The organism is Pseudomonas syringae pv. tomato str. DC3000 (genome assembly GCF_000007805.1).
Taxonomy (GTDB): Bacteria; Pseudomonadota; Gammaproteobacteria; order Pseudomonadales; family Pseudomonadaceae; genus Aquipseudomonas; species Aquipseudomonas avellanae.
Genome location: NC_004578.1, coordinates 1,696,872 through 1,718,707, shown reverse-complemented (window position 1 = coordinate 1,718,707; position 21,836 = coordinate 1,696,872). Strand labels below are relative to the sequence as shown.

17 protein-coding genes are annotated in these 21,836 nt (G+C 59.1%); all 17 read right to left on the bottom strand.

The features are described from left to right. Positions 1-57: 57 nt before the first annotated feature. The gene (gene eno / locus PSPTO_RS08145) at positions 58-1,344 is read right to left on the bottom strand and encodes a phosphopyruvate hydratase (RefSeq protein WP_005766003.1); all 1,287 of its coding nucleotides are present in this window, start codon (positions 1,342-1,344) and stop codon (positions 58-60) included. Between the two features lie 138 nt (positions 1,345-1,482). Beyond that, positions 1,483-2,328 carry a 3-deoxy-8-phosphooctulonate synthase gene (kdsA, locus tag PSPTO_RS08140; protein WP_003377831.1) on the bottom strand — a complete coding sequence of 282 codons (846 nt, stop codon included), beginning with the start codon at positions 2,326-2,328 and terminating at the stop codon, positions 1,483-1,485. A 14-nt stretch (positions 2,329-2,342) separates the two neighbouring features. After that, positions 2,343-3,974, bottom strand: a complete 1,632-nt coding sequence (locus PSPTO_RS08135) for a CTP synthase (RefSeq protein WP_003377829.1) — start codon at positions 3,972-3,974, stop codon at positions 2,343-2,345. A 263-nt stretch (positions 3,975-4,237) separates the two neighbouring features. Then, the gene (gene tilS, locus PSPTO_RS08130; RefSeq protein ID WP_044390753.1) at positions 4,238-5,575 is read right to left on the bottom strand and encodes a tRNA lysidine(34) synthetase TilS; all 1,338 of its coding nucleotides are present in this window, start codon (positions 5,573-5,575) and stop codon (positions 4,238-4,240) included. A gap of 151 nt (positions 5,576-5,726) precedes the next feature. Then, the gene (accA, locus tag PSPTO_RS08125) at positions 5,727-6,674 is read right to left on the bottom strand and encodes an acetyl-CoA carboxylase carboxyl transferase subunit alpha (RefSeq protein WP_003377825.1); all 948 of its coding nucleotides are present in this window, start codon (positions 6,672-6,674) and stop codon (positions 5,727-5,729) included. Positions 6,675-6,802: 128 nt separating this feature from the next. After that, positions 6,803-10,324 carry a DNA polymerase III subunit alpha gene (gene dnaE / locus PSPTO_RS08120; RefSeq protein WP_011103596.1) on the bottom strand — a complete coding sequence of 1,174 codons (3,522 nt, stop codon included), beginning with the start codon at positions 10,322-10,324 and terminating at the stop codon, positions 6,803-6,805. Positions 10,325-10,391: 67 nt separating this feature from the next. Then, positions 10,392-11,045, bottom strand: coding sequence for a ribonuclease HII (rnhB, locus tag PSPTO_RS08115; RefSeq protein ID WP_005765997.1), 654 nt, complete (start codon positions 11,043-11,045; stop codon positions 10,392-10,394). A gap of 11 nt (positions 11,046-11,056) precedes the next feature. Further along, entirely contained in the window at positions 11,057-12,199 is a 1,143-nt protein-coding gene (lpxB, locus tag PSPTO_RS08110) for a lipid-A-disaccharide synthase (RefSeq protein ID WP_011103595.1), read from the bottom strand. A 2-nt stretch (positions 12,200-12,201) separates the two neighbouring features. Beyond that, positions 12,202-12,978, bottom strand: coding sequence for an acyl-ACP--UDP-N-acetylglucosamine O-acyltransferase (gene lpxA, locus PSPTO_RS08105; RefSeq protein WP_011103594.1), 777 nt, complete (start codon positions 12,976-12,978; stop codon positions 12,202-12,204). Beyond that, positions 12,975-13,415: a 3-hydroxyacyl-ACP dehydratase FabZ gene (fabZ, locus tag PSPTO_RS08100; protein ID WP_003377815.1), complete on the bottom strand. Its 441-nt coding sequence runs from the start codon at positions 13,413-13,415 to the stop codon at positions 12,975-12,977. Before fabZ ends, lpxA begins: the two co-directional genes overlap by 4 nt. A 109-nt stretch (positions 13,416-13,524) precedes the next feature. Beyond that, a complete protein-coding gene (gene lpxD / locus PSPTO_RS08095; RefSeq protein ID WP_005765994.1) occupies positions 13,525-14,580 on the bottom strand; it encodes a UDP-3-O-(3-hydroxymyristoyl)glucosamine N-acyltransferase in 1,056 nt (351 codons plus the stop codon). Positions 14,581-14,582: 2 nt separating this feature from the next. After that, on the bottom strand, positions 14,583-15,086 hold the full coding sequence (locus PSPTO_RS08090; protein WP_002554721.1) for an OmpH family outer membrane protein: 504 nt from the start codon (positions 15,084-15,086) through the stop codon (positions 14,583-14,585). A 45-nt stretch (positions 15,087-15,131) separates the two neighbouring features. Beyond that, entirely contained in the window at positions 15,132-17,519 is a 2,388-nt protein-coding gene (bamA, locus tag PSPTO_RS08085; protein ID WP_007245414.1) for an outer membrane protein assembly factor BamA, read from the bottom strand. Between the two features lie 87 nt (positions 17,520-17,606). Further along, positions 17,607-18,959, bottom strand: coding sequence for a sigma E protease regulator RseP (gene rseP / locus PSPTO_RS08080; RefSeq protein WP_011103593.1), 1,353 nt, complete (start codon positions 18,957-18,959; stop codon positions 17,607-17,609). A 117-nt stretch (positions 18,960-19,076) separates the two neighbouring features. After that, the gene (gene ispC, locus PSPTO_RS08075; RefSeq protein WP_005765988.1) at positions 19,077-20,267 is read right to left on the bottom strand and encodes a 1-deoxy-D-xylulose-5-phosphate reductoisomerase; all 1,191 of its coding nucleotides are present in this window, start codon (positions 20,265-20,267) and stop codon (positions 19,077-19,079) included. Beyond that, positions 20,264-21,079: a phosphatidate cytidylyltransferase gene (locus PSPTO_RS08070; protein ID WP_011103592.1), complete on the bottom strand. Its 816-nt coding sequence runs from the start codon at positions 21,077-21,079 to the stop codon at positions 20,264-20,266. The genes ispC and PSPTO_RS08070 overlap by 4 nt, the downstream gene beginning before the upstream one ends. Beyond that, positions 21,079-21,834, bottom strand: coding sequence for a polyprenyl diphosphate synthase (uppS, locus tag PSPTO_RS08065; RefSeq protein WP_005765985.1), 756 nt, complete (start codon positions 21,832-21,834; stop codon positions 21,079-21,081). The genes PSPTO_RS08070 and uppS overlap by 1 nt, the downstream gene beginning before the upstream one ends. Between the last annotated feature and the right edge of the window lie 2 nt (positions 21,835-21,836).

Sequence of the window (21,836 nt, the reverse complement as noted above, 5' to 3'; positions counted from 1 at the left end):
GGGCGGGCCATGAAACACGACCTGATGCAGCACTCTGCGTCTTTTACCATCTATGGCTCAGCCGCGAAACTCGGCACGACCACGATACACAGCTTTGGAGCCCAATTGCTCCTCGATGCGCAGCAGTTGGTTGTACTTGGAAACACGGTCGGAACGGCACAGCGAACCGGTCTTGATCTGACCGGCAGAGGTGCCCACGGCCAGGTCGGCGATGGTCGAATCTTCGGTCTCACCGGAGCGGTGGGAGATGATGGCGGTGTAACCGGCAGCCTTGGCCATTTGAATGGCTTCCAGCGTTTCGGTCAAGGTGCCGATCTGGTTGAACTTGATCAGGATCGAGTTGGCAATGTTCTTGTCGATGCCCTCTTTCAGGATCTTGGTGTTGGTCACGAACAGGTCGTCACCGACCAGCTGGACCTTCTCGCCGATCTTCTCGGTGAGGACTTTCCAGCCGTCCCAATCGGACTCGTCCAGACCGTCTTCGATGGAAATGATCGGGTGCTTGCGGGTCAGTTCGGCAAGGTATTCGGCAAACTCGGCAGAGCTGTACTCGCCTTCTTCGCTGAGCGTGTACTTGCCGTTTTTATAGAACTCGCTCGCCGCGCAGTCCAGCGCCAGGGTCACGTCGGTGCCCAGCGTGTAACCCGCATTGGCGACGGCTTCGGCAATAGCCTCGAGTGCTTCTTTGTTGGATGCCAGGTTCGGGGCGAAACCGCCTTCATCACCGACCGCGGTGTTCAGGCCACGCGCCTTGAGCACGGCCTTGAGGTGATGGAAAATCTCGGTACCCCAGCGCAGCGCTTCAGCGAAGCTCTTGGCGCCGACCGGCTGGATCATGAATTCCTGGATGTCGATGTTGTTATCGGCATGCTCGCCACCGTTGATGATGTTCATCATCGGAACCGGCATGGAATAAACGCCCGGGGTGCCATTGAGGTTGGCGATGTGCGCATACAGTGGCAGGTCCTGATCCTGTGCAGCCGCCTTGGCCGCCGCCAGGGAGACGGCGAGGATCGCGTTGGCGCCCAGACTTGCCTTGTTCTCGGTAGCGTCCAGCGCGATCATCGCGTGATCCAGCGCTTTCTGGTCAACCGGGTCTTTGCCCAGCAGCAGATCACGGATCGGACCGTTGATATTCGCAACAGCCTTCAGAACACCCTTGCCCATGTAACGGCTCTTGTCGCCATCACGCAGCTCCAGCGCTTCGCGCGAGCCGGTTGAAGCACCGGACGGCGCGCAGGCGCTGCCGATGATGCCGTTATCGAGGAGCACATCTGCTTCCACGGTGGGATTGCCACGGGAGTCGAGAACTTCACGACCTTTGATGTCGACGATTTTTGCCATTGTTGTAAACACTCCAAGATTGACGAAAACGACGCAGCTGGGGAAACAATGCTCGCAGTCAGGCGCAGAAAAAGGCAGGCCCGAATGCGACAACCCCGTCACGAATGACGGGGAACGCACTTTACCGGAGAACCCTGATCAAGCGGTCTCTACGATCGGAAAACTTTTCACAAGTTCATCCAGTGACTTGAGTTGGGCCAGGAACGGCTCCAGCTTGTCCAGACGCAAGGCACATGGGCCATCGCACTTGGCGTTGTCAGGATCGGGATGCGCTTCAAGGAACAAACCGGCCAGGTTCTGGCTGATGCCGGCCTTGGCCAGATCCAGCACCTGGGCGCGACGACCACCGGCAGAATCGGAGCGACCACCCGGCATCTGCAGCGCGTGGGTCACGTCGAACAGCACCGGGTACTCGAACTGCTTCATGATGCCGAAGCCGAGCATGTCCACCACCAGGTTGTTGTAACCAAAGCTGGAACCACGCTCGCAGAGAATCAACTGATCGTTACCCGCCTCTTCACACTTGGTCAGGATGTGTTTCATTTCCTGCGGTGCGAGAAACTGGGCTTTCTTGATATTGATGATTGCGCCGGTCTTGGCCATCGCAACGACCAGGTCGGTCTGACGCGACAGAAACGCCGGCAGCTGGATGATGTCGCACACTTCGGCCACCACGGCGGCCTGATGAGGCTCGTGCACATCGGTGATCAGCGGCACGTTGAAGGTGCGCTTGATCTCTTCGAAAATACGCATGCCTTCTTCAAGGCCCGGCCCGCGGTAGGAATTAACCGAAGAGCGGTTGGCCTTGTCGAAGCTGGCCTTGAACACGTAAGGGATACCGAGCTTTTCGGTCACCCTTACGTACTCTTCACAGACCTGCATGGCCATATCCCGGGATTCGAGTACGTTCATGCCGCCGAACACCACCATCGGCTTGTCGTTGGCGATCTCGATCGAACCTGTGCGGATGATTTTCTGAGCCATGTGTGAAGTCCCTGTCAGGAATTTTTCTGATGTTGAGCCAGCGCCGCCTTGACGAAGCCGCTGAACAGCGGATGTCCGTCACGTGGCGTGGAGGTGAATTCCGGGTGGAACTGGCACGCCACGAACCACGGATGATCCGGCGCTTCGACCACTTCAACCAGCGCGCCGTCGCCGGAGCGACCGGAAATCTTCAGGCCAGCCTCGATCAGTTGCGGCAACAGGTTGTTGTTCACTTCGTAGCGATGACGATGACGCTCGACAATCACGTCCTTGCGGTAGCAATCGTGCACCAGCGAACCGGCTTCAAGCTGGCAATCCTGTGCACCCAGACGCATGGTGCCGCCCAGATCAGAGCTTTCGGTACGGGTTTCGACTGCGCCGGTGGCATCTTCCCACTCGGTGATCAGGCCAACCACGGCGTGCGCGCTGGTGCGGTCGAATTCAGTGGAGTTGGCGTCTTTCCAGCCCAGCACGTTACGGGCGAACTCGATGACCGCCACCTGCATGCCCAGGCAGATGCCCAGGTACGGAACCTTGTTTTCACGTGCAAACTGTACAGCGGTGATCTTGCCTTCGACGCCGCGCAGACCGAAGCCGCCTGGAACCAGAATCGCATCCACGCCTTCAAGCAGGCCGGTGCCCTGGTTTTCGATGTCTTCGGAGTCGATGTAACGCAGGTTCACCTTGGTGCGATTGGTGATACCGGCGTGACTCATGGCTTCGATCAACGACTTGTAGGCGTCGAGCAGTTCCATGTACTTGCCGACCATCGCGATGGTGACTTCGTGTTCCGGGTTGAGCTTGGCGTCGACCACCTTGTCCCACTCGGACAGGTCGGCACCGCCGCACTGCAGGCCGAAGCGCTCGACGACAAAATCGTCCAGCCCCTGCGAATGCAGGATGCCCGGGATCTTGTAGATGGTGTCGGCGTCTTCGAGGGCAATGACTGCGCGCTCTTCGACGTTAGTGAACTGAGCGATCTTGCGGCGCGAGGAAATGTCGATCGGGTGATCGGAGCGGCAGACCAGTACATCCGGCTGCAGACCGATGGAACGCAATTCCTTGACCGAATGCTGAGTCGGCTTGGTTTTGGTCTCGCCGGCCGTGGCGATGTACGGCACCAGTGTCAGGTGCATGAGCATCGCGCGGCGGGCGCCGACTTCAAAACGCAACTGGCGGATGGCTTCAAGAAACGGCTGCGACTCGATGTCACCGACCGTACCGCCGATTTCGACCAGGGCCACATCGGCATCGCCAGCACCCTTGATGATGCGGCGCTTGATTTCGTCGGTGATGTGCGGAATGACCTGAATGGTCGCGCCCAGATAATCACCGCGGCGCTCTTTGCGCAGGACGTGTTCGTACACACGGCCAGTGGTGAAATTGTTGTTCTGGGTCATGGTGGTGCGGATAAACCGCTCGTAGTGACCAAGGTCGAGGTCGGTTTCAGCGCCGTCGTGGGTGACAAACACCTCACCGTGCTGGAACGGACTCATGGTGCCTGGGTCCACGTTGATATAGGGGTCCAGTTTCAGCATGGTGACCTTGAGTCCCCGCGCCTCCAGGATGGCCGCCAGTGAAGCCGAGGCAATGCCTTTCCCCAATGAAGAAACAACACCGCCCGTGACGAAGATGTAGCGCGTCATGAAAAACCCTAGAAGTCTGCGTTAAAGCGGTCAGAGCCGCCGGGGAAAGCGAAGGAAGGCCGAAGCCCCCGATTACCGACAAAATTCACGGTGCACTCCCGAAACTGCTGCGTTGAAACCGACCGGCCGAAGCCAGCGAGGTGTGCGCTACATTTTAAGAATTACTCAGTAAACACTGGTTGGTAACCGGCAACTTGCGTTGTTTCAAAAGAACCAACAGAAGTTGTATCAAGAAGGGAGCGTAGTCTACCGGAAAGGGGCTTTCAGCTCAAACTTTGGTCGCCGGTCGGTGCAACCCAGCGCAAACGCCAGCGTTCATTGGGCGAACCGTCCAGTCCGGGCAGGTTGGCGACGGCCAGCAGCTCGTCATCACGGTACAGCAGCGGCCATCTGCCGCGCAGAAATGCCGGCACCGCCTGCTCGTTGAGCAGCCGCTTGAGATCACGACGGCCACGCCCGCTGAGATGCATCACCTCAGCGCCCTGACGATAGCGAACACTCAGGTCGCCCAACGGCGCTTCACCTTCCAGGCTCACCTGACCGTTTTCGGGAAGGTCCAGCGGCGCGCGCGGGTCGGCCCAGTTCACTGCCTCGCTGCACGCCTGCTCCCAGCCAGCGGGCAGCCACCAGATACACCCCTGCGCCCGGTGCAGCGCACCATCGGCCAGCCGCCACAATGGACGAGCATCCTGAGCAGCGTCGCGCAATGCCTCCCAGCCGGCCCAGTGATCGCTGTCCGGCAGGCGGGTCAGCGGCGCGAGCCAGTGACGCATGACGTTACGTTGCCGCGCGCCAGACAACCGGGCAATCGGCCCCAGGTTCAGCACTGGCAAACCAAGCCAGGAAAACGGCGTCGTCGCCTGAGCATTGGCAACGTCCTGCGCCGCGAGTTCGTCCAGCAGTTGCTGTGCCTCTCCGAGATGGCCAGCGGTGCGCGCCAGACTGGCAGTCGCATGCGGCCATATGGACGTCAGCAGTGGCAGCACCTGGCTGCGCAGAAAATTGCGCGAGAACTGCTGATCGTCATTGCTGGGGTCTTCAACCCATCTCAGGCCCTGCCGGCGGGCGTAGCTTTCCAGCTCGACTCGCGACACCCCCAGCAGCGGCCTTGCCAGATGCCCACGACCAAGCCTGCGCTGCTCGGGCATGGCCGCCAGACCGCGCACCCCGGCACCGCGCAGCAGGCGGAACAACAGGGTTTCAGCCTGATCGTCACGGTGCTGGCCGGTCAGCAATACATCGCCCTCGCCCAGCCTCTCGGTAAACGCGGCGTAACGCGCCTGTCGGGCGGCCTGCTCGACGCTTGCACCGGGCTCGACCTTCACCCGAACCGATTCAAACGCCACACCCAGCGCCTGACAAACCTGGCGACAATGCTCCGGCCACGCGTCGGCAATGGCCTGCAGGCCGTGATGAACGTGGATGGCGTGTAAGGCAGGGAGGTTTGCGCGCTTGGCGAGTTCAGCCAGAAGATGCAGCAGCACGGTGGAATCCAGGCCGCCAGAGAAACCGACGTACCAGGTTGACGCAGTGCGCCAAGGCGCCAAGGCTTGCAGAAGCCTGGCGGGAAGGTCATGACCGTTGGGTGTGGAGGTGGTCATTGGTGTTTTCACCGGGCTTCGCTGATTCACACACTGAATGCTCCAGTGCTCAAGCCGGCCCTTTCGCGAAAAAACGAAGCGTCGCGCGGTTCGCTCCCACGCCCTGCGGGCAGAAGCCCGCAACGCGTGGGAACAATCGGAGCGATGCGGCTTAGAGCCCGTAGCTCATCAGGCGATCATAACGGCGGGCCAGCAGCGCGTCGTTATCAAATGCCTTGAGCATCGCCAGTTGACTGCTCAGTTCTTCACGAATCAACGCAGCGGCGGCAACCGGGTCGCGATGCGCACCGCCCAGTGGCTCGGCGATGACCTTGTCGACAATGCCCAGGCCTTTCAGGCGGTCCGCCGTGATGCCCATGGCTTCAGCAGCATCGGGTGCCTTTTCGGCGGTTTTCCACAGAATCGACGCGCAGCCTTCAGGGGAGATCACGGCGTAAGTCGAGTACTGCAGCATGTTCAACTGGTCGCAGACGCCAATGGCCAACGCACCACCGGAACCGCCCTCACCGATAACGGTGGCGATGATCGGGGTTTTCAGTCGCGCCATGACGCGCAGGTTCCAGGCGATCGCCTCGCTCTGGTTGCGCTCTTCCGCGTCGATACCCGGATAAGCGCCCGGGGTGTCGATGAACGTCAGGATCGGCATCTTGAAGCGCTCTGCCATCTCCATCAGACGGCAGGCCTTGCGGTAGCCTTCAGGGCGCGGCATGCCGAAATTGCGGCGAACCTTTTCGCGTACTTCACGGCCTTTCTGGTGGCCGATGATCATCACCGGCTGGTTATCCAGACGGGCAATGCCGCCGACGATGGCAGCGTCATCGGAGAAGTGACGGTCGCCGTGCAACTCATCGAACTCGGTAAAGATGTTTTCGATGTAGTCCAGCGTGTACGGACGACGCGGATGACGCGCCATGCGCGCGATCTGCCAACTGGTCAGGTTGCCGAAAATGCTTTCGGTAAGCGTCTTGCTCTTGTCTTGCAGCCGGGAGATCTCGTCGCCGATGTTCAGCGAGTTGTCATTGCCCACCAAGCGCAGTTCTTCGATTTTGGCCTGCAAGTCAGCGATAGGCTGTTCGAAATCAAGAAAATTCGGGTTCATAGGCATCCGTCTTGGGTCGACGGCCAAGAGGCCGGCCGGTTGATCCGTCTGCGCCTTTCCTGTTCGGAACAGGCGCGGTCAGGTCGAAATTAAAATTCAGGGTTGAGCGCAGATCAAGCCTGCGGCGTTCAACGATACTGGAGAAAGACGTTCTCACGTCCGAACTGGTCACGCAGAGCTTGAATCAAGCTGTCTGCGGGATCAATACGCCAGGCTTCTCCCAATTGCAGCAATGCCCGGGCGTCCTGCCCGGTGTAATCCACGGTGATCGGACAAGCACCGCGATGGCGCTTGCACAAATCGCCGAGCCAGCGCAGTCGCTCGCCCTTGAGCGCGTCGGCATGCACCGTCACGCGCAGGCTCTCGGCCAGGTTGGTGCGCGCATCTTCGATGCTCATCACCCGTTTGGCGCGCAACCGCAGGCCACCGGAAAAGTCATCGTTACTGACTTCGCCCTCGACCACTACCATAGCATCGGTCTGCAACAGTGACTGGGCGGAGTGAAACGCTTCGGCGAACAAAGACGCTTCAATACGCGCCGAGCGATCGTCCAGGGTGATGAACCCCATCTTGTCGCCCTTCTTGTTTTTCATCACGCGCAGGGCAATGATCAGACCCGCAACCGTCTGGGTGTCCCTGGCGGGCTTGAGGTCGATGATTCGCTGCCGGGCAAAGCGGCGGATCTCGCCTTCGTATTCATCGATCGGGTGCCCGGTCAGGTACAGCCCCAGGGTTTCCTTCTCGCCGCGCAGACGATCCTTGAGGCTCAGCTCGCGGGTCTTGCGATGATTGGCGTAAACGTCGGCATCCGCTTCGACGAACAGGCCGCCAAACAGGTCCGAATGGCCGCTGTCGTGGCTTCGGGCAGTCTGCTCGGCCGCTTGAATGGCCTCTTCCAGCGCGGCCAGCAATACCGAACGGTTACGGTCGATACTGGCCTGATAGGCCTTGGGCTCCAGTTCGAAGTACGGGCCGAGACGGTCCAGCGCGCCACTGCGAATCAGGCCGTCCAGCGTTCGCTTGTTGATTCTTTTGAGGTCGACACGCGCACAGAAATCGAAGAGGTCCTTGAACGGCCCCTTTTGACGCGCATCGGTAATGGCTTCGACCGGCCCCTCACCCACCCCCTTGATTGCACCCAGCCCGTAGAGAATACGGCCGTCGTCGCTTACGGTGAACTTGAACTCCGAGGTGTTCACGTCCGGTGCGTCGAGGCGCAGCTTCATCGTGCGCACTTCTTCGATCAAGGTTACGACCTTGTCGGTGTTGTGCATGTCCGCCGACAACACGGCGGCCATGAACGGCGCCGGGTAGTGGGTTTTCAGCCAGGCCGTCTGGTACGACACCAGCCCGTAGGCTGCCGAGTGAGACTTGTTGAAACCGTAACCGGCGAATTTTTCCACCAGGTCGAAAATGTTACCGGCCAGATCAGGCTCGATGTTGTTCGACTTGCAGCCGTCAATGAAACCGCCACGCTGCTTGGCCATTTCCTCGGGCTTTTTCTTGCCCATCGCACGGCGCAGCATGTCCGCACCACCGAGGGTGTAACCGGCCATGACCTGAGCGATCTGCATCACCTGTTCCTGATACAGAATGATGCCGTAGGTCGGCGCCAGTACTGGCTTGAGGCCTTCGTACTGGTAGTCGACGTGCGGGTAGGACAACTCGGCGCGACCGTGTTTGCGGTTGATGAAGTCGTCTACCATGCCCGATTGCAGCGGGCCGGGGCGAAACAGCGCCACCAGTGCGATAAGGTCTTCCAGGCAGTCGGGCTTGAGCTTTTTGATCAGCTCTTTCATGCCGCGCGACTCAAGCTGGAACACCGCCGTGGTTTCGGCGCGCTGCAACAACTGGTAGGTCGGCAGGTCGTCGAGCGGGATAAACGCGATGTCCAGCGGCGCTTCGTCGACCTTGGCGCGATCGCGATTGATAGTCTTGAGTGCCCAGTCGATGATGGTCAGGGTGCGCAGACCGAGGAAGTCGAACTTCACCAGCCCCGCTGCCTCGACATCGTCCTTGTCGAACTGGGTTACCAGACCGTCACCGGCCTCGTCGCAATAGATCGGCGAGAAGTCGGTCAGCTTGGTCGGGGCGATTACCACGCCCCCGGCGTGCTTGCCCACGTTACGCACAATGCCTTCAAGCTTGCGCGCCATTTCCCAGATTTCGGCGGCCTCTTCATCGACCTTGAGAAAGTCGCGAAGAATCTCTTCCTGCTCGTACGCTTTTTCGAGGGTCATACCGACCTCGAACGGGATCATCTTCGACAGACGATCCGCCAGCCCATAGGACTTGCCCTGCACCCGCGCCACGTCGCGCACCACCGCCTTGGCCGCCATGGAACCGAACGTGATGATCTGGCTGACCGCATTGCGCCCGTACTTTTCGGCCACGTATTCGATGACCCGATCACGACCGTCCATGCAGAAGTCGACGTCGAAGTCGGGCATGGAAACCCGTTCCGGGTTAAGGAAACGTTCGAACAGCAGGTCGTATTCCAGTGGATCAAGGTCGGTGATCTTCTGCACATAAGCCACCAGCGACCCGGCACCCGATCCACGGCCTGGCCCCACCGGGACGCCGTTGCTCTTGGCCCACTGAATGAAGTCCATCACGATCAGGAAGTAACCGGGAAACCCCATCTGGATGATGATATCCAGCTCGAAATTCAGCCGATCGACATACACCTGACGTTTGGTTTCGTAATCTTCAGTGGTGTCCCTGGGCATCAGGACGGCAAGCCGCTCCTCCAGACCGTCGAAAGACACCTTGCGGAAATACTCATCGATGGTCATGCCATCGGGGATCGGGAAGTTGGGCAGGAAGTGAGTGCCCAGCTTGACGTCGATGTTGCAACGCTTGGCAATCTCGACGGAGTTTTCCAGCGCCTCGGGCAGATCGCTGAACAGTTCGGCCATTTCTTCCGGGCTTTTCAGGTACTGCTGGTCGCTGTAGTTGTGCGAGCGCCGAGGATCGTCCAGCGCCCGGCCTTCGCCGATGCACACGCGGGTCTCGTGCGCCTCGAAATCAGCCTGGTTGATAAAGCGCACATCGTTGGTCGCGACCAGCGGTGCACCGTGGCGCTCGGCCAGGGCAACCGCGGCGTGCAGATGCTCTTCATCATTGGCGCGATTGGTACGCTGCACTTCTATGTAGAAGCGGTCAGGAAACACGGTCAGCCATTCGCGCAGCAACTCGTCCGCTTCTCCTGGATTGCCACCGAGCAGCGCCATGCCGATCTCGCCTTCCTTGGCTGCGGACAGCGCAATCACGCCCTCGCTGGCTTGCGCGACCCACTGGCGCTGAATGACGATCTGGCCATTACGCTGACCCTCGATGAAACCACGGGAAATCAGCTCGGTGAGGTTGCGATAGCCTTGGGCGTTCATGGCCAGCAGGCTGATGCGACTGAGCGCGGCGTCTTCATCGCGGCCAGCCAGCCACAGATCGACGCCACAGATCGGCTTGATCCCGGAGCCCTGAGCGGCTTTGTAGAACTTGACCAGCGAACACATGTTGTTCTGATCGGTCACCGCCACGGCAGGCATGTTCATGCTGGTCAGCGACTTGATCAACGGTTTGACCCGGACCAGACCGTCAACCAGCGAGTACTCGGTGTGCAGGCGTAGATGAACGAAAGAAGCCGGCATGGTGATCCTATAAAACGCGAAAATACAAAAACGAAGGGCAGGATTGTAGCTGGCCCGGGATGAAACGTCAGTCTTGCAACAGACCGACCGGTAACGGGATCGAACCGCCGAGCATGATGGCCGCACGCGCTTCATGGGCCGTACGCACTGGCCCGAAAGAACGCCGATGAATAGGCGTAGGCCCGAGCCGGGCCAGTGCCTCAAGGTGCACCGGCGTAGGATACCCCTTGTGCCCAGCGATGCCATAACCCGGATAAATCAGCTCGAGCGCAGCCATTTCACGATCACGGCTCACTTTGGCGAGAATCGATGCGGCGGCAATCGCCGGCACTTTGGAGTCACCCTTGACCACCGGTGCAGAGGGCACCGACAGTTGCGGGCAGCGATTGCCGTCAATCAGGGCCAGTTTCGGGGTGATGCTCAACCCTTCTACGGCGCGCTTCATGGCCAGCATTGTGGCGTGCAAGATGTTCAACTGGTCGATTTCTTCAACTTCAGCCCGGGCGATGAACCAGCACAAGGCCTTTTCCTGAATTTCGACAAACAACTTTTCGCGTTTGGCTTCGGTCAGTTTCTTCGAGTCATTGAGCCCGAGAATGGGCTTGGCGGGGTCAAGAATGACTGCAGCGGTCACCACTGCGCCACACAATGGGCCGCGGCCGACTTCGTCAACGCCTGCGACCAGGTCCTCGACAAGGGTGAAATCCAGACCTGTTTGCATGTTTGGCGAACTCACAGTGAAAGTGGCAGGCCGAGCAGGCTCAACACTGCATCGGCGGCCTGATTGGAGGCATCACGGCGCAGGATGCGGTGAATGGCATCAAAACCTTCAGTCTGCGCGTGGCCGTCTTCGATCAGCGGCAATAGCGTCCGTGCAAGCGCTTCGGGGGTTGCATCATCCTGCAGCAGTTCAGGCACCAGCAAGCGTTGGGCCAGCAGATTGGGCAGAGACACGTAAGGGCTTTTGACCAGCCGCTTGAGCACCCAGAACGTCAACGGTGCCATGCGGTAGGCGACCACCATCGGACGCTTGTAAAGCAGGGCTTCCAGCGTGGCAGTGCCAGAGGCGATCAGCACCGCATCGCAGGCGGCCAGCGCCACATGCGAGCGCCCGTCGAGCAAAGTGATCGGCAGATCGCGACCTTGCAGCAGTTGCTCCACCTGAGCCCGGCGCTGCGGGCTGGCGCATGGCAGCACGAAGCGCAAGCCAGGACGCTCGACCAGAAGGCGCTCGGCGGCATCAAAAAACAATGCGCCCAGACGACCGACCTCGCCTCCCCGGCTGCCCGGCATCAACGCAACAACCGGACCGTCGACCGACAGGCCCAGCTCGGCGCGGGTGGCGCCACGATCGGATTCAAGTGGAATGGTGTCTGCCAGCGGATGGCCGACAAAACGCACCGGCACGCCCTTCTCTTCGTAAAAACGCGCCTCGAAAGGTAGTAGCGTGAGCATCAGGTCGCAGCCTTCGCGGATCTTCAGCACGCGCTTTTGACGCCAGGCCCAGACCGACGGGCTGACGTAGTGCACGGTCTTGATACCGGCGCGACGTAGCTGTAGCTCGATGTTGAGCGTGAAATCCGGTGCATCGATGCCGATGAACACATCGGGCTTTTCATCGATCAGGGTCTGAACCAGCAATTTGCGTCGGGCCAGCAGCTCGCGCAGCCGCCCCAGCACCTCCACCAACCCCATCACCGACAGACGCTCCATCGGGAAATAGGACTGCATGCCCTCGGCTTCCATCAGCGGGCCGCCCACACCGATGAAACGAACATCGGGATGACGTGCTTTCAGGGCACGCATCAGGCCGGATCCGAGGATATCGCCGGAGGCCTCGCCAGCGACCAGTGCGATACGTAAGGGACTGGTCATGGTTAGCGAATGATGCCGCGAGTCGACGTCTGAATGGACTGCAGAAACACTGCGACTTCAGGAAACTGCGCCGCAGGCTCAGCCAGATCAGACAGTGCCTGAGCGATGGTCAGCCCCTGGCGATAGACGGTCTTGTAGGCCCGGCGCAGGGCATGAATGGCTTCTTCGGAGAAACCACGACGGCGCATGCCTTCGAAATTCATGCTGCGCGCCTCGGCCGGGTTACCGAACACCGTCACGAACGCCGGAACGTCCTTGCCGATGGCCGTGCCCATGCCGGAGAAACTGTGCGCGCCGATGTGGCAGAACTGATGCACCAGGGTAAAACCGGACAGAATGGCCCAGTCATCCACGTGGACATGGCCTGCCAGCGCGGTGTTGTTGACCAATATCACGTGGTTGCCGATCACACTGTCGTGGCCGATGTGCGCATAGGCCATGATCAGGTTGTGATCGCCCAGCGTCGTCTCGGCACGGTCCTGAACGGTCCCGCGGTGAATGGTCACGCCTTCGCGAATCACATTGTGATCGCCGATGACAAGACGGGTTTCCTCACCCTTGTACTTGAGATCAGGCGTGTCCTCGCCCACCGATGAAAACTGGTAGATGCGATTATGCTTGCCGATCTTCGTTGGCCCCCTGAGGACAACATGAGGACCGACAACTGTACCCTCGCCAATTTCCACACCGGGTCCGATGATCGACCAAGGGCCGACCTCAACGCTGTCGGCCAGAATGGCCGTCGGATCGATGATTGCGCGAGGGTCAATCAAACTCATAGCTTGCGTTCCGCACAGATGATTTCGGCAGAGCATACCGCTTTACCATCAACGGTGGCCTTGCACTCAAACTTCCAGATCTGGCGTTTGCTGCTCAGAAACGTTGCTTCAAGAACCAGTTTGTCACCCGGAAAAACCGGTTGGCGGAAGCGCAGCTTGTCCGAACCTACGAAATAATAGAGCGTGCCGTCGGATGGCTTGGAGTCGAGCATCTTGAACGCAAGAATACCCGCAGCCTGAGCCATGGCCTCAATGATCAGAACGCCCGGCATGATTGGATGCTGGGGGAAGTGACCGTTGAAGAAAGGCTCGTTGACGCTGACATTCTTGTAGGCGCGAATGTTCTTGTTCTCGATATCCAGCTCGGTCACGCGGTCCACCAGCAGGAACGGGTAACGATGAGGCAGGTATTCGCGAATTTCGTTGATGTCCATCATTTCGAGAGGAAGCCTGTAGTAAAGATTAGGAGTGCGTCGCGACTGCGCAACACCCCTCTACATCAAGGAGGCAGTTTATCGACTGTGCACGCTTGATATTAAAAAGGTATCAGCCATCAGATGAGCGATTATCGGCGCAGGTCACCGTCTCGACAGCCTTTTCGAGCTTTTGCAGACGTCGCGCCATGTCATCGATCTTGCGCAGACGAGCTGCACTCTTGCGCCATTCTGCAGATGGCTGCATTGCCGTACCCGACGAGTAGGAACCCGGCTCGGTGATGGAATGGGTCACCATGGTCATGCCGGTGATGTAAACGCCATCACAGATGTCGATATGCCCCACCAGCCCGACACCGCCGGCCAGCATACAGTGCTTGCCGATTTTGGCGCTTCCGGAGATGCCCACACACGCAGCCATTGCCGTGTGATCGCCGATCTGCACGTTGTGGGCAATGTGAATCTGGTTATCCAGTTTCACACCATTGCCAATTCGCGTATCAGACAGCGCGCCACGATCAATCGCGGTATTGACGCCGATCTCGACGTCGTCACCCAAGGTGACGCCACCGATTTGTGCAAACTTCTGCCAGACACCCTTGTCGTTGACAAAGCCAAAGCCTTCGCCGCCCAGCACCGCACCCGACTGAATGACCACACGTTTGCCAATGCGCACGTCGTGGTAAAGCGTCACACGCGGAGCCAGCCAGCCACCTTCACCGATCTCGCTACGGGCGCCGATGAAGCAATGCGCACCGATGGTGACATTGGCCGCGATACGGGCACCGCTCTCGATCACAGCAAACGCGCCGATGCTGGCCGCAGGATCAACCTGCGCATCCTCGGCAATCACGGCTGTTGGATGAACACCTGCACTGCTTTTAGGCTTGGGGTCAAAAAAATGCGAAATGCGCGCGTAGGCCAGATAAGGATCCGGGACCAATAGCGCATCACCGGTGTAACCGTCGGCATCTGCAGGCTTGAGCAGCACAGCAGCGGCCTGGGTATCGACCAGGTATTTACGGTATTGAGGTTTTGCCAGGAAACTGATTTGACCAGGGCCGGCCTCTTCCAGAGTGGCCAGCCCGGTAATGTCCTTGTCCTTGTCGCCACGTAGCGTAGCGCCAAGGAACTCGGCCAACTGGCCGAGCTTGATGGTTATGCTCATGGTTACTTCAGCTGGTTCATGCGCTCGATGACCTGGCGAGTAACGTCATACTGAGGTTTGACGTCAATCACAGCACCGCGCTCGAAGACCAGATCGAAACCACCTTTCTTGATGACTTCTTCAACAGCCTGATCCAGTTTCGGCTTCAACTGCTTGAGCATTTCACGGTCAGCAACGGCTTTAGCTTCGTTCAGTTCCTTGGACTGGAACTGGAAGTCACGAGCCTTTTGCTTGAATTCAAGCTCCAGACGCTCACGCTCAGGCTGAGCCATCTTGTCGCCACCACTGACCAGACGGTCCTGAATACCTTTGGCGCTGCTTTCCAGGCTTTTCAGCTTGGTCAGTTGCGGGCCGAATTTCTTTTCGGCATCCACAGCGTATTTTTTGGCAGCGTCAGATTCCAGCAAGGCCATCTGATAGTTCAGTACCGCAATTTTCATGTCGGCAAATGCAGGGCTTGCGACCAGAACGGTGGCCAGCAGTACCAATTGAGTCAACTTACGCACAATACAACTCCTACAAAATTCGTTGCGTTATCAAAGGTCAGACGCTTAGAAAGTCTGACCCAGGGAGAATTGGAAGACCTGGGTTTCTGCTTCGTCGTCCGGCTTCTTGATCGGCATCGCCAAAGCGAAGCTCAGAGGGCCGAGCGCAGTGATCCAGGTAACGCCGATACCCACAGAGCTGGCCATGCCGGACAGGTCGATGTTGTTGCACTCGACTTTCTTGCCGCTGGCCGTCGTCCGGGTGGAGTCACAGTTGGTATCAAATACGTTACCGACATCCCAGAACACGGAGGTGCGCAGGGAACGCTGGTCCTTGATGAACGGCAGCGGGAACATGACTTCTACGCCACCTTGTACCAGGGCGTTGCCGCCGAACGGCAGTGGATCCTGATCAGGGTCCGGATCAGTGCCTTGATTCCCCGTTACAGCCACACCACGGCTTGGCGTACTACGTGGACCAAGCGTGCTGTCCTTGAAACCACGAACCGAGTTGAAACCACCGGCATAGTAGTTCTCGTAGAACGGCAGACCCGAGGTCGAACCGTATCCGTCGCCATAACCCAGCTCGGTGTGCAGACGCAGGGTGTAGTTATCGGTGATCGGGTGGAAGTACTGAGCACGGTAATCCAGCTTGAAGAACGACAGGTCGCTGCCCGGCAAGGTGGATTCGAACACCAGGCTTTGCGAGTGACCACGGGTGGCCAATACGCCTTTGTTCAGAGTCGATTCAGACCAGCCAATCGAGCCTTTGAAGTTCAGGTACTTGTCGCCTTCTTTTTGTACGAAATCAAAGATTTCATCGACAGTGTAACGGCCGGTCTTGATCTCATCCTGCTGCACGGTCAGGCCGTAGGTCAGGCGCGAGGTTTCGCTGATCGGGTAGCCGAGGTTGATACCGGCACCCAGGCTGTCTACTGCGTAGCTTGCGACATCAACGTCGAGGTCATCGTAGTTGGTGGTGCGGTAGAACGCGCTATAACCAAGGCTGACACCGTCCGGCGTGTAGTACGGATCGACGTAGCTGAAGTTGTAACGGCTCTGGTATTCACTGCGGGTCAGGCCGATGCTGACCTTGTTACCGGTGCCGAGGAAGTTGTTCTGGCTGATCGAACCTCCCAGGATCAGACCGGCGCTTTGCGCGAAGCCGACGCTTGCAGTGATCGAGCCGGAAGCCTGCTCTTCTACTGCGTAATTCACGTCAACCTGGTCGTCGGTGCCTGGTACAGGTGGCGTTTCGACGTTGACTTCCTTGAAGAAGCCCAGACGGTCCAGACGGGTTTTCGACTGGTCGATCAGGTAGGTAGAGGCCCAGCCGCCTTCCATCTGACGCATTTCGCGGCGCAGCACTTCGTCTTCCGACTTGGTGTTGCCACGGTAGTTGATGCGGTTGACGTAAGCACGCTTGCCGGGATCGACCACGAAGGTGATATCGACAGTGTGATCTTCGTTGTTCGGGGTCGGCACGCCGTTGACGTTGGCGAAGGTATAGCCTTCGTTACCCAGACGACGGGTGATCAGCTCGGAAGTCGTGGTCATGACCTTGCGCGAGAACACCTGGCCCGGCTGCACCAGCAACAGGGATTTGACCTGATCTTCCGGCACCTTGAGGTCGCCGCTCAGCTTGACCGACTTGACGCTGTATTTTTCGCCTTCGTTGACGTTGACCGTGATGTACACGTTCTTCTTGTCAGGCGTGATCGACACCTGGGTCGAGGCGATATCCATGTTGATATAGCCGCGATCAAGGTAGTACGAACGCAGACGTTCAAGGTCACCCGAGAGTTTCTCACGGGCGTACTTGTCGTCGTTCTTGAAGAACGACAGCCAGTTGCTGGTCTTCAGCTCGAACAGGTCGGTCAGGTCTTCATCGGAAAAGACCGTGTTGCCCACCACGTTAATATGCTGGATGGAGGCAACGGTGCCTTCATTGATGTTGATCTTCAGGCCCACACGGTTGCGTGGCTGAGGAACAACCTCGGCGTCGACCTCGGCGGAGTAACGACCCTGGGCAACGTATTGACGTTGCAGCTCGTTACGCACGCCTTCGAGGGTCGCACGCTGGAAAATTTCACCTTCAGCCAGACCGGACTGTTTCAGCCCTTTCATCAGGTCTTCAGTGGAGATGGCCTTGTTGCCCTCGATTTCGATACTCGCAACCGACGGGCGTTCGACGACGTTGATGACGAGTACGTTGCCATCGCGACCCAGCTGGATATCTTGAAAGAAACCGGTTTTGAACAACGAACGGGTAGCATCGACCAGACGACCGTCATCCGCCTGCTCGCCTACGTTCAGCGGCAACGCACCAAAGACACTGCCGGCGGAAACCCGCTGCAGGCCGTTGACGCGGATATCGGAGATGGTGAAGGACTCGGCGTGAACTTCAGCGATCATCAGTGCGGAAAGAACCGCAGTTAGCAGCAGACGTTTCATGAAGTCCTTTCTTATTCCAACTGGCAATAAACAAACTGCCGCAAAATGCGGCAGATTCGCAACTCGGTAAGGCTTTTCGGCAAAGCGTTACAGTCGGCCCAGATCGTTGACCAGCGCGAGCAACATTATGCCCACCACCAGACTGATACCGATCTGTGCCCCCCAACCTTGAACCTTTTCCGAAAGGGGACGACCACGCGCCCACTCGATCAGATAAAACAACAAATGCCCCCCGTCCAGGACAGGAATGGGCAACAAATTCAGAACACCCAGGCTTATGCTCAGGTAGGCGAGGAAATTCAGAAAATCTCCAAGGCCTGACTGGGCCGAAGCGCCCGCCACTTTAGCAATGGTTATCGGTCCACTCAAGTTTTTTACCGAGAGCTCGCCGAACAACATTTTCTTGAGCGAGTCCAGGGTCAGCACGCTCATGGTCCAGGTGCGCTTTACACCCTCGACCATCGCGGCGAAAGGCCCGTAACTGACCTCGCGCAGCATTTCAGGTGGCCAATCGACAGCCTTGACACCGGCACCCAGGTAACCTGCGGCAGCCTTGCCTTCGCCTCGGGCTGCAAGGGTAACAGGTACGTCCATCTGCACGGCGTCACGCTCGATGCGTAGTGAAACTTTGGCTTCGGGACGCTCGCGCACCCGATCGACAACCTGCTGCCACTCGTTAAGGGGCTGACCGTCCATCGAAATCAGGCGATCACCTGTTTTAAGCCCCGCGCTCTGAGCCGGCCCCTTGGGGTCGATCTCTGCCAGCACCGGCAGCAAGGCCGGACGCCACGGACGGATGCCCAGGGATTTGATCGGATCAGGCTCTTCAGCGCCTTTGAGCCAGTCACTGAGCACCAGTTCGCGAGAAGTATCGACCGTCGAGCCCTGATCCCTGACCTTGAGCGCGATGGTGCCGCTTTCGCCAAGGCGGCGGACCAGTTGCAAATTGACCCCGGCCCAGCCCGATGTCGGCTCGCCATCGACAGCAACGATCTCCTGCCCGGCAGTCAGACCGGCCTGCTGAGCAATACTGCCGGACTCAACGGCACCGATGACCGGGCGAACCTGCTCGCTGCCCATCATCGCCAGCACCCAGAAGAATGCGATGGCCAGCAGGAAGTTGGCGGTAGGGCCTGCGATCACGATCGCAATGCGCTGCCCTACCGTCTTGCGGTTGAAAGACTGATCAGCCAGTTCCGGCGGAACATTGCCTTCGCGCTCGTCGAGCATCTTCACGTAACCGCCCAGAGGAATCGCAGCGACGACGTACTCAGTCCCCTGACGATCACTCCAGCGCAGCAACGGCGTGCCGAAGCCTACCGAAAAACGCAGCACCTTGACGCCACAGCGCCTGGCCACCCAAAAGTGGCCAAACTCGTGAAAGGTCACCAGCACGCCCAGCGCAACAAGGGTGCCGAGAATCATATATAAAGCGCTCATCAGCCTTCTCCGGGTACCGACTGCTCGGCCAGTGTGTTAATCATCGCAGGCCGCGAGGCCCACCCTTGACGCACCACATCAACCCTTTCATTCATATTCTGGCGTGTTGTCTGGCGCTTATCGCTCGTTTCTTTCGAGCCATTGGCCTGCCAGCAAACGCGCCTTCGCATCCGCTGCAAATACCGCATCGAGCCCTACGACCGCAGTCACAGGCTCACGATTCAGAACCTCCTCGATGATACCGGCGATTTCCAGGTAACGGATACGCCCATCGAGAAATGCCGCCACAGCCACTTCATTGGCGGCATTGAGCATGGCGGGCGCACTGCCGCCAGCTTCGGCAGCCTGACGCGCCAGCCTCAGGCAAGGAAAACGCTCCTCGTCGGGCTCTTGGAAATCCAGCTGACCAATGCGAAACAGATCCAGTGGCGCGACGCCAGAGTCTACACGTGCAGGCCATGCCAGTGCATTGGCAATAGGCGTACGCATGTCGGGATTACCCAACTGGGCCAGTACCGAGCCATCAACGTAATCGACCAGCGAGTGGATCACGCTTTGAGGGTGAATCACCACCTCTACCTGATCAGGGCGTGCGTCGAACAGCCAGCAGGCTTCAATCAGCTCCAGCCCCTTGTTCATCATGGTCGCCGAATCGACCGAAATCTTGCGCCCCATTGACCAGACCGGATGAGCACAGGCCTGTTCCGGGGTTACATCCTGCAACTGCTCCAGCGGTGTTTCGCGAAACGGCCCGCCTGAGGCAGTCAACATGATGCGCCGCACACCGACAGCGCCCAGACCGCGAGCAAAATCGCCGGGCAGGCACTGGAAAATCGCATTGTGTTCGCTGTCGATAGGCAGCAGCACCGCACCGCTCTGGCGCACAGCCTGCATGAACAGGGCGCCGGACATGACCAGCGCTTCCTTGTTGGCCAGCAACACCTTCTTGCCCGCCTCGACCGCAGCCAGTGTCGGACGCAAGCCAGCCGCGCCGACGATGGCCGCCATAACCGCATCGACCATAGGATGCGCCGCCACTTCGCACAGACCGCCCTCGCCCACCAGCACTCGGGTATCGAGCCCGGCCGCCGCCAGGTCATCCTGCAGTTTTCGAGCGGCAACCTGCTCGGGCACTACCGCGTATTGCGGCGTGTGCTTGATGCACAGGGCCAGCAACTCGTCCAGACGACTGAAGCCGGTGAGCGCAAACACCTGATAAAGCGTCGGATGACGTGCAACGACATCCAGCGTGCTCAGACCAATCGAGCCGGTTGCACCCAGAATGGTAATGTGTTGCGGCCCACTCACATGACACCCCAGTCAGCGGCCCACAACAGCACGGCAAATACCGGAATGGCGGCCGTCAGGCTGTCGATGCGGTCCAGAACGCCGCCGTGCCCAGGCAGCAGATTACTGCTGTCCTTGACCCCGGACTGGCGCTTGAACATGCTTTCGGTGAGGTCACCGATCACGGAAATGAACACGATCACAGCGGCACCCAACAGTGCGGCGATGAACTGAACGACAGTCCAGTCACGCCAAACACCGACTGCCGCGGTGATACCCAGACTGACCACCAGACCGCCGTATACGCCCTCCCAGCTTTTACCGGGACTGACCTTGGGAGCCAGCTTGCGCCTGCCGAAAGCCTTGCCGGAGAAATACGCGCCGATGTCAGCCGCCCACACCAGCACCATCACCGACAGGATCAGCCAGTTGCCCAGCGGCCATTGCTTGATGAGCACCAGCCCCTGCCACGCGGGCAGCAGGATCAGCAGACCGATCACCAGCTTGCAGGCAGCACTGGCCCAGTGACTGCTGGAATCGGGATAAGTCAGAACAAGGAAGGTCGCAACGCTCCACCAGATGACCGCCGCGACCAGTACCCAGGGTTCAAGACCCGGCAGCAGGTACATGAAAAACAGCAGCACAGCGACCAGGGCCGCGTACCCCACACGCATCGACTGGGCAGCAAAGCCCGCCAACCGCGCCCATTCCCAGGCACCCAGTACGACCACTACGCCGATAAAAAGAGCAAAGTACATGCCGGTCAGCAGGAAAAAGCCACACAGGGCAATCGGCAACAGAATGAGTGCCGTGATGATCCGTTGTTTCAGCATTAAGCCCGGGCTCCAGCTTCTACCTGTTCGCTGGTCTTACCGAAGCGACGTTGGCGAGAAGCGAAATCTGCCAGCGCGGCGCGCATGGCATCGTGTTTGAAGTCCGGCCAGAACAGGTCGGAGAAGTACAGCTCGGCGTAAGCCAGCTGCCAAAGCAGAAAATTGCTGATGCGGTGCTCGCCACCGGTGCGAATGCACAGGTCAGGCAACGGCAGATCGCCCGTTGCCAGACAGGTCTGCAGCAACTGGGGAGTGATGTCCTCCGGCTGCAGATGCCCTGCCTGAACCTCGCGCGCCAGCCGCTGGGCCGCTTGCGCGATGTCCCACTGCCCGCCGTAGTTGGCAGCGATCTGTAGCACAAAGCGGCTGTTGCCGGACGTACGCACTTCCGCTTCACGCATCGCAGCCTGAAGCTCAGGGTGAAAGCGCGAACGGTCACCGATAATCCGCAGGCTGATGTCGTTCTCGTTCAGGCGCTTGGTTTCACGGCGCAATGCCGTGAAAAAAAGCTCCATCAACGCACCAACCTCTTCGGCCGGGCGCTGCCAGTTCTCGCTGGAGAACGCGAACAATGTCAGCACTTCAACCTTGGCTTCGGCGCAGACCTCGATAACAGCCCGCACAGCGTCGACACCCGCCTTGTGGCCAGCCACACCCGGTAACAGGCGTTTTCTGGCCCAGCGATTATTGCCATCCATGATAATCGCGACGTGGCGCGGTACCGAGGACGGTCCGGCCGATTTTATTTTTTCCATGA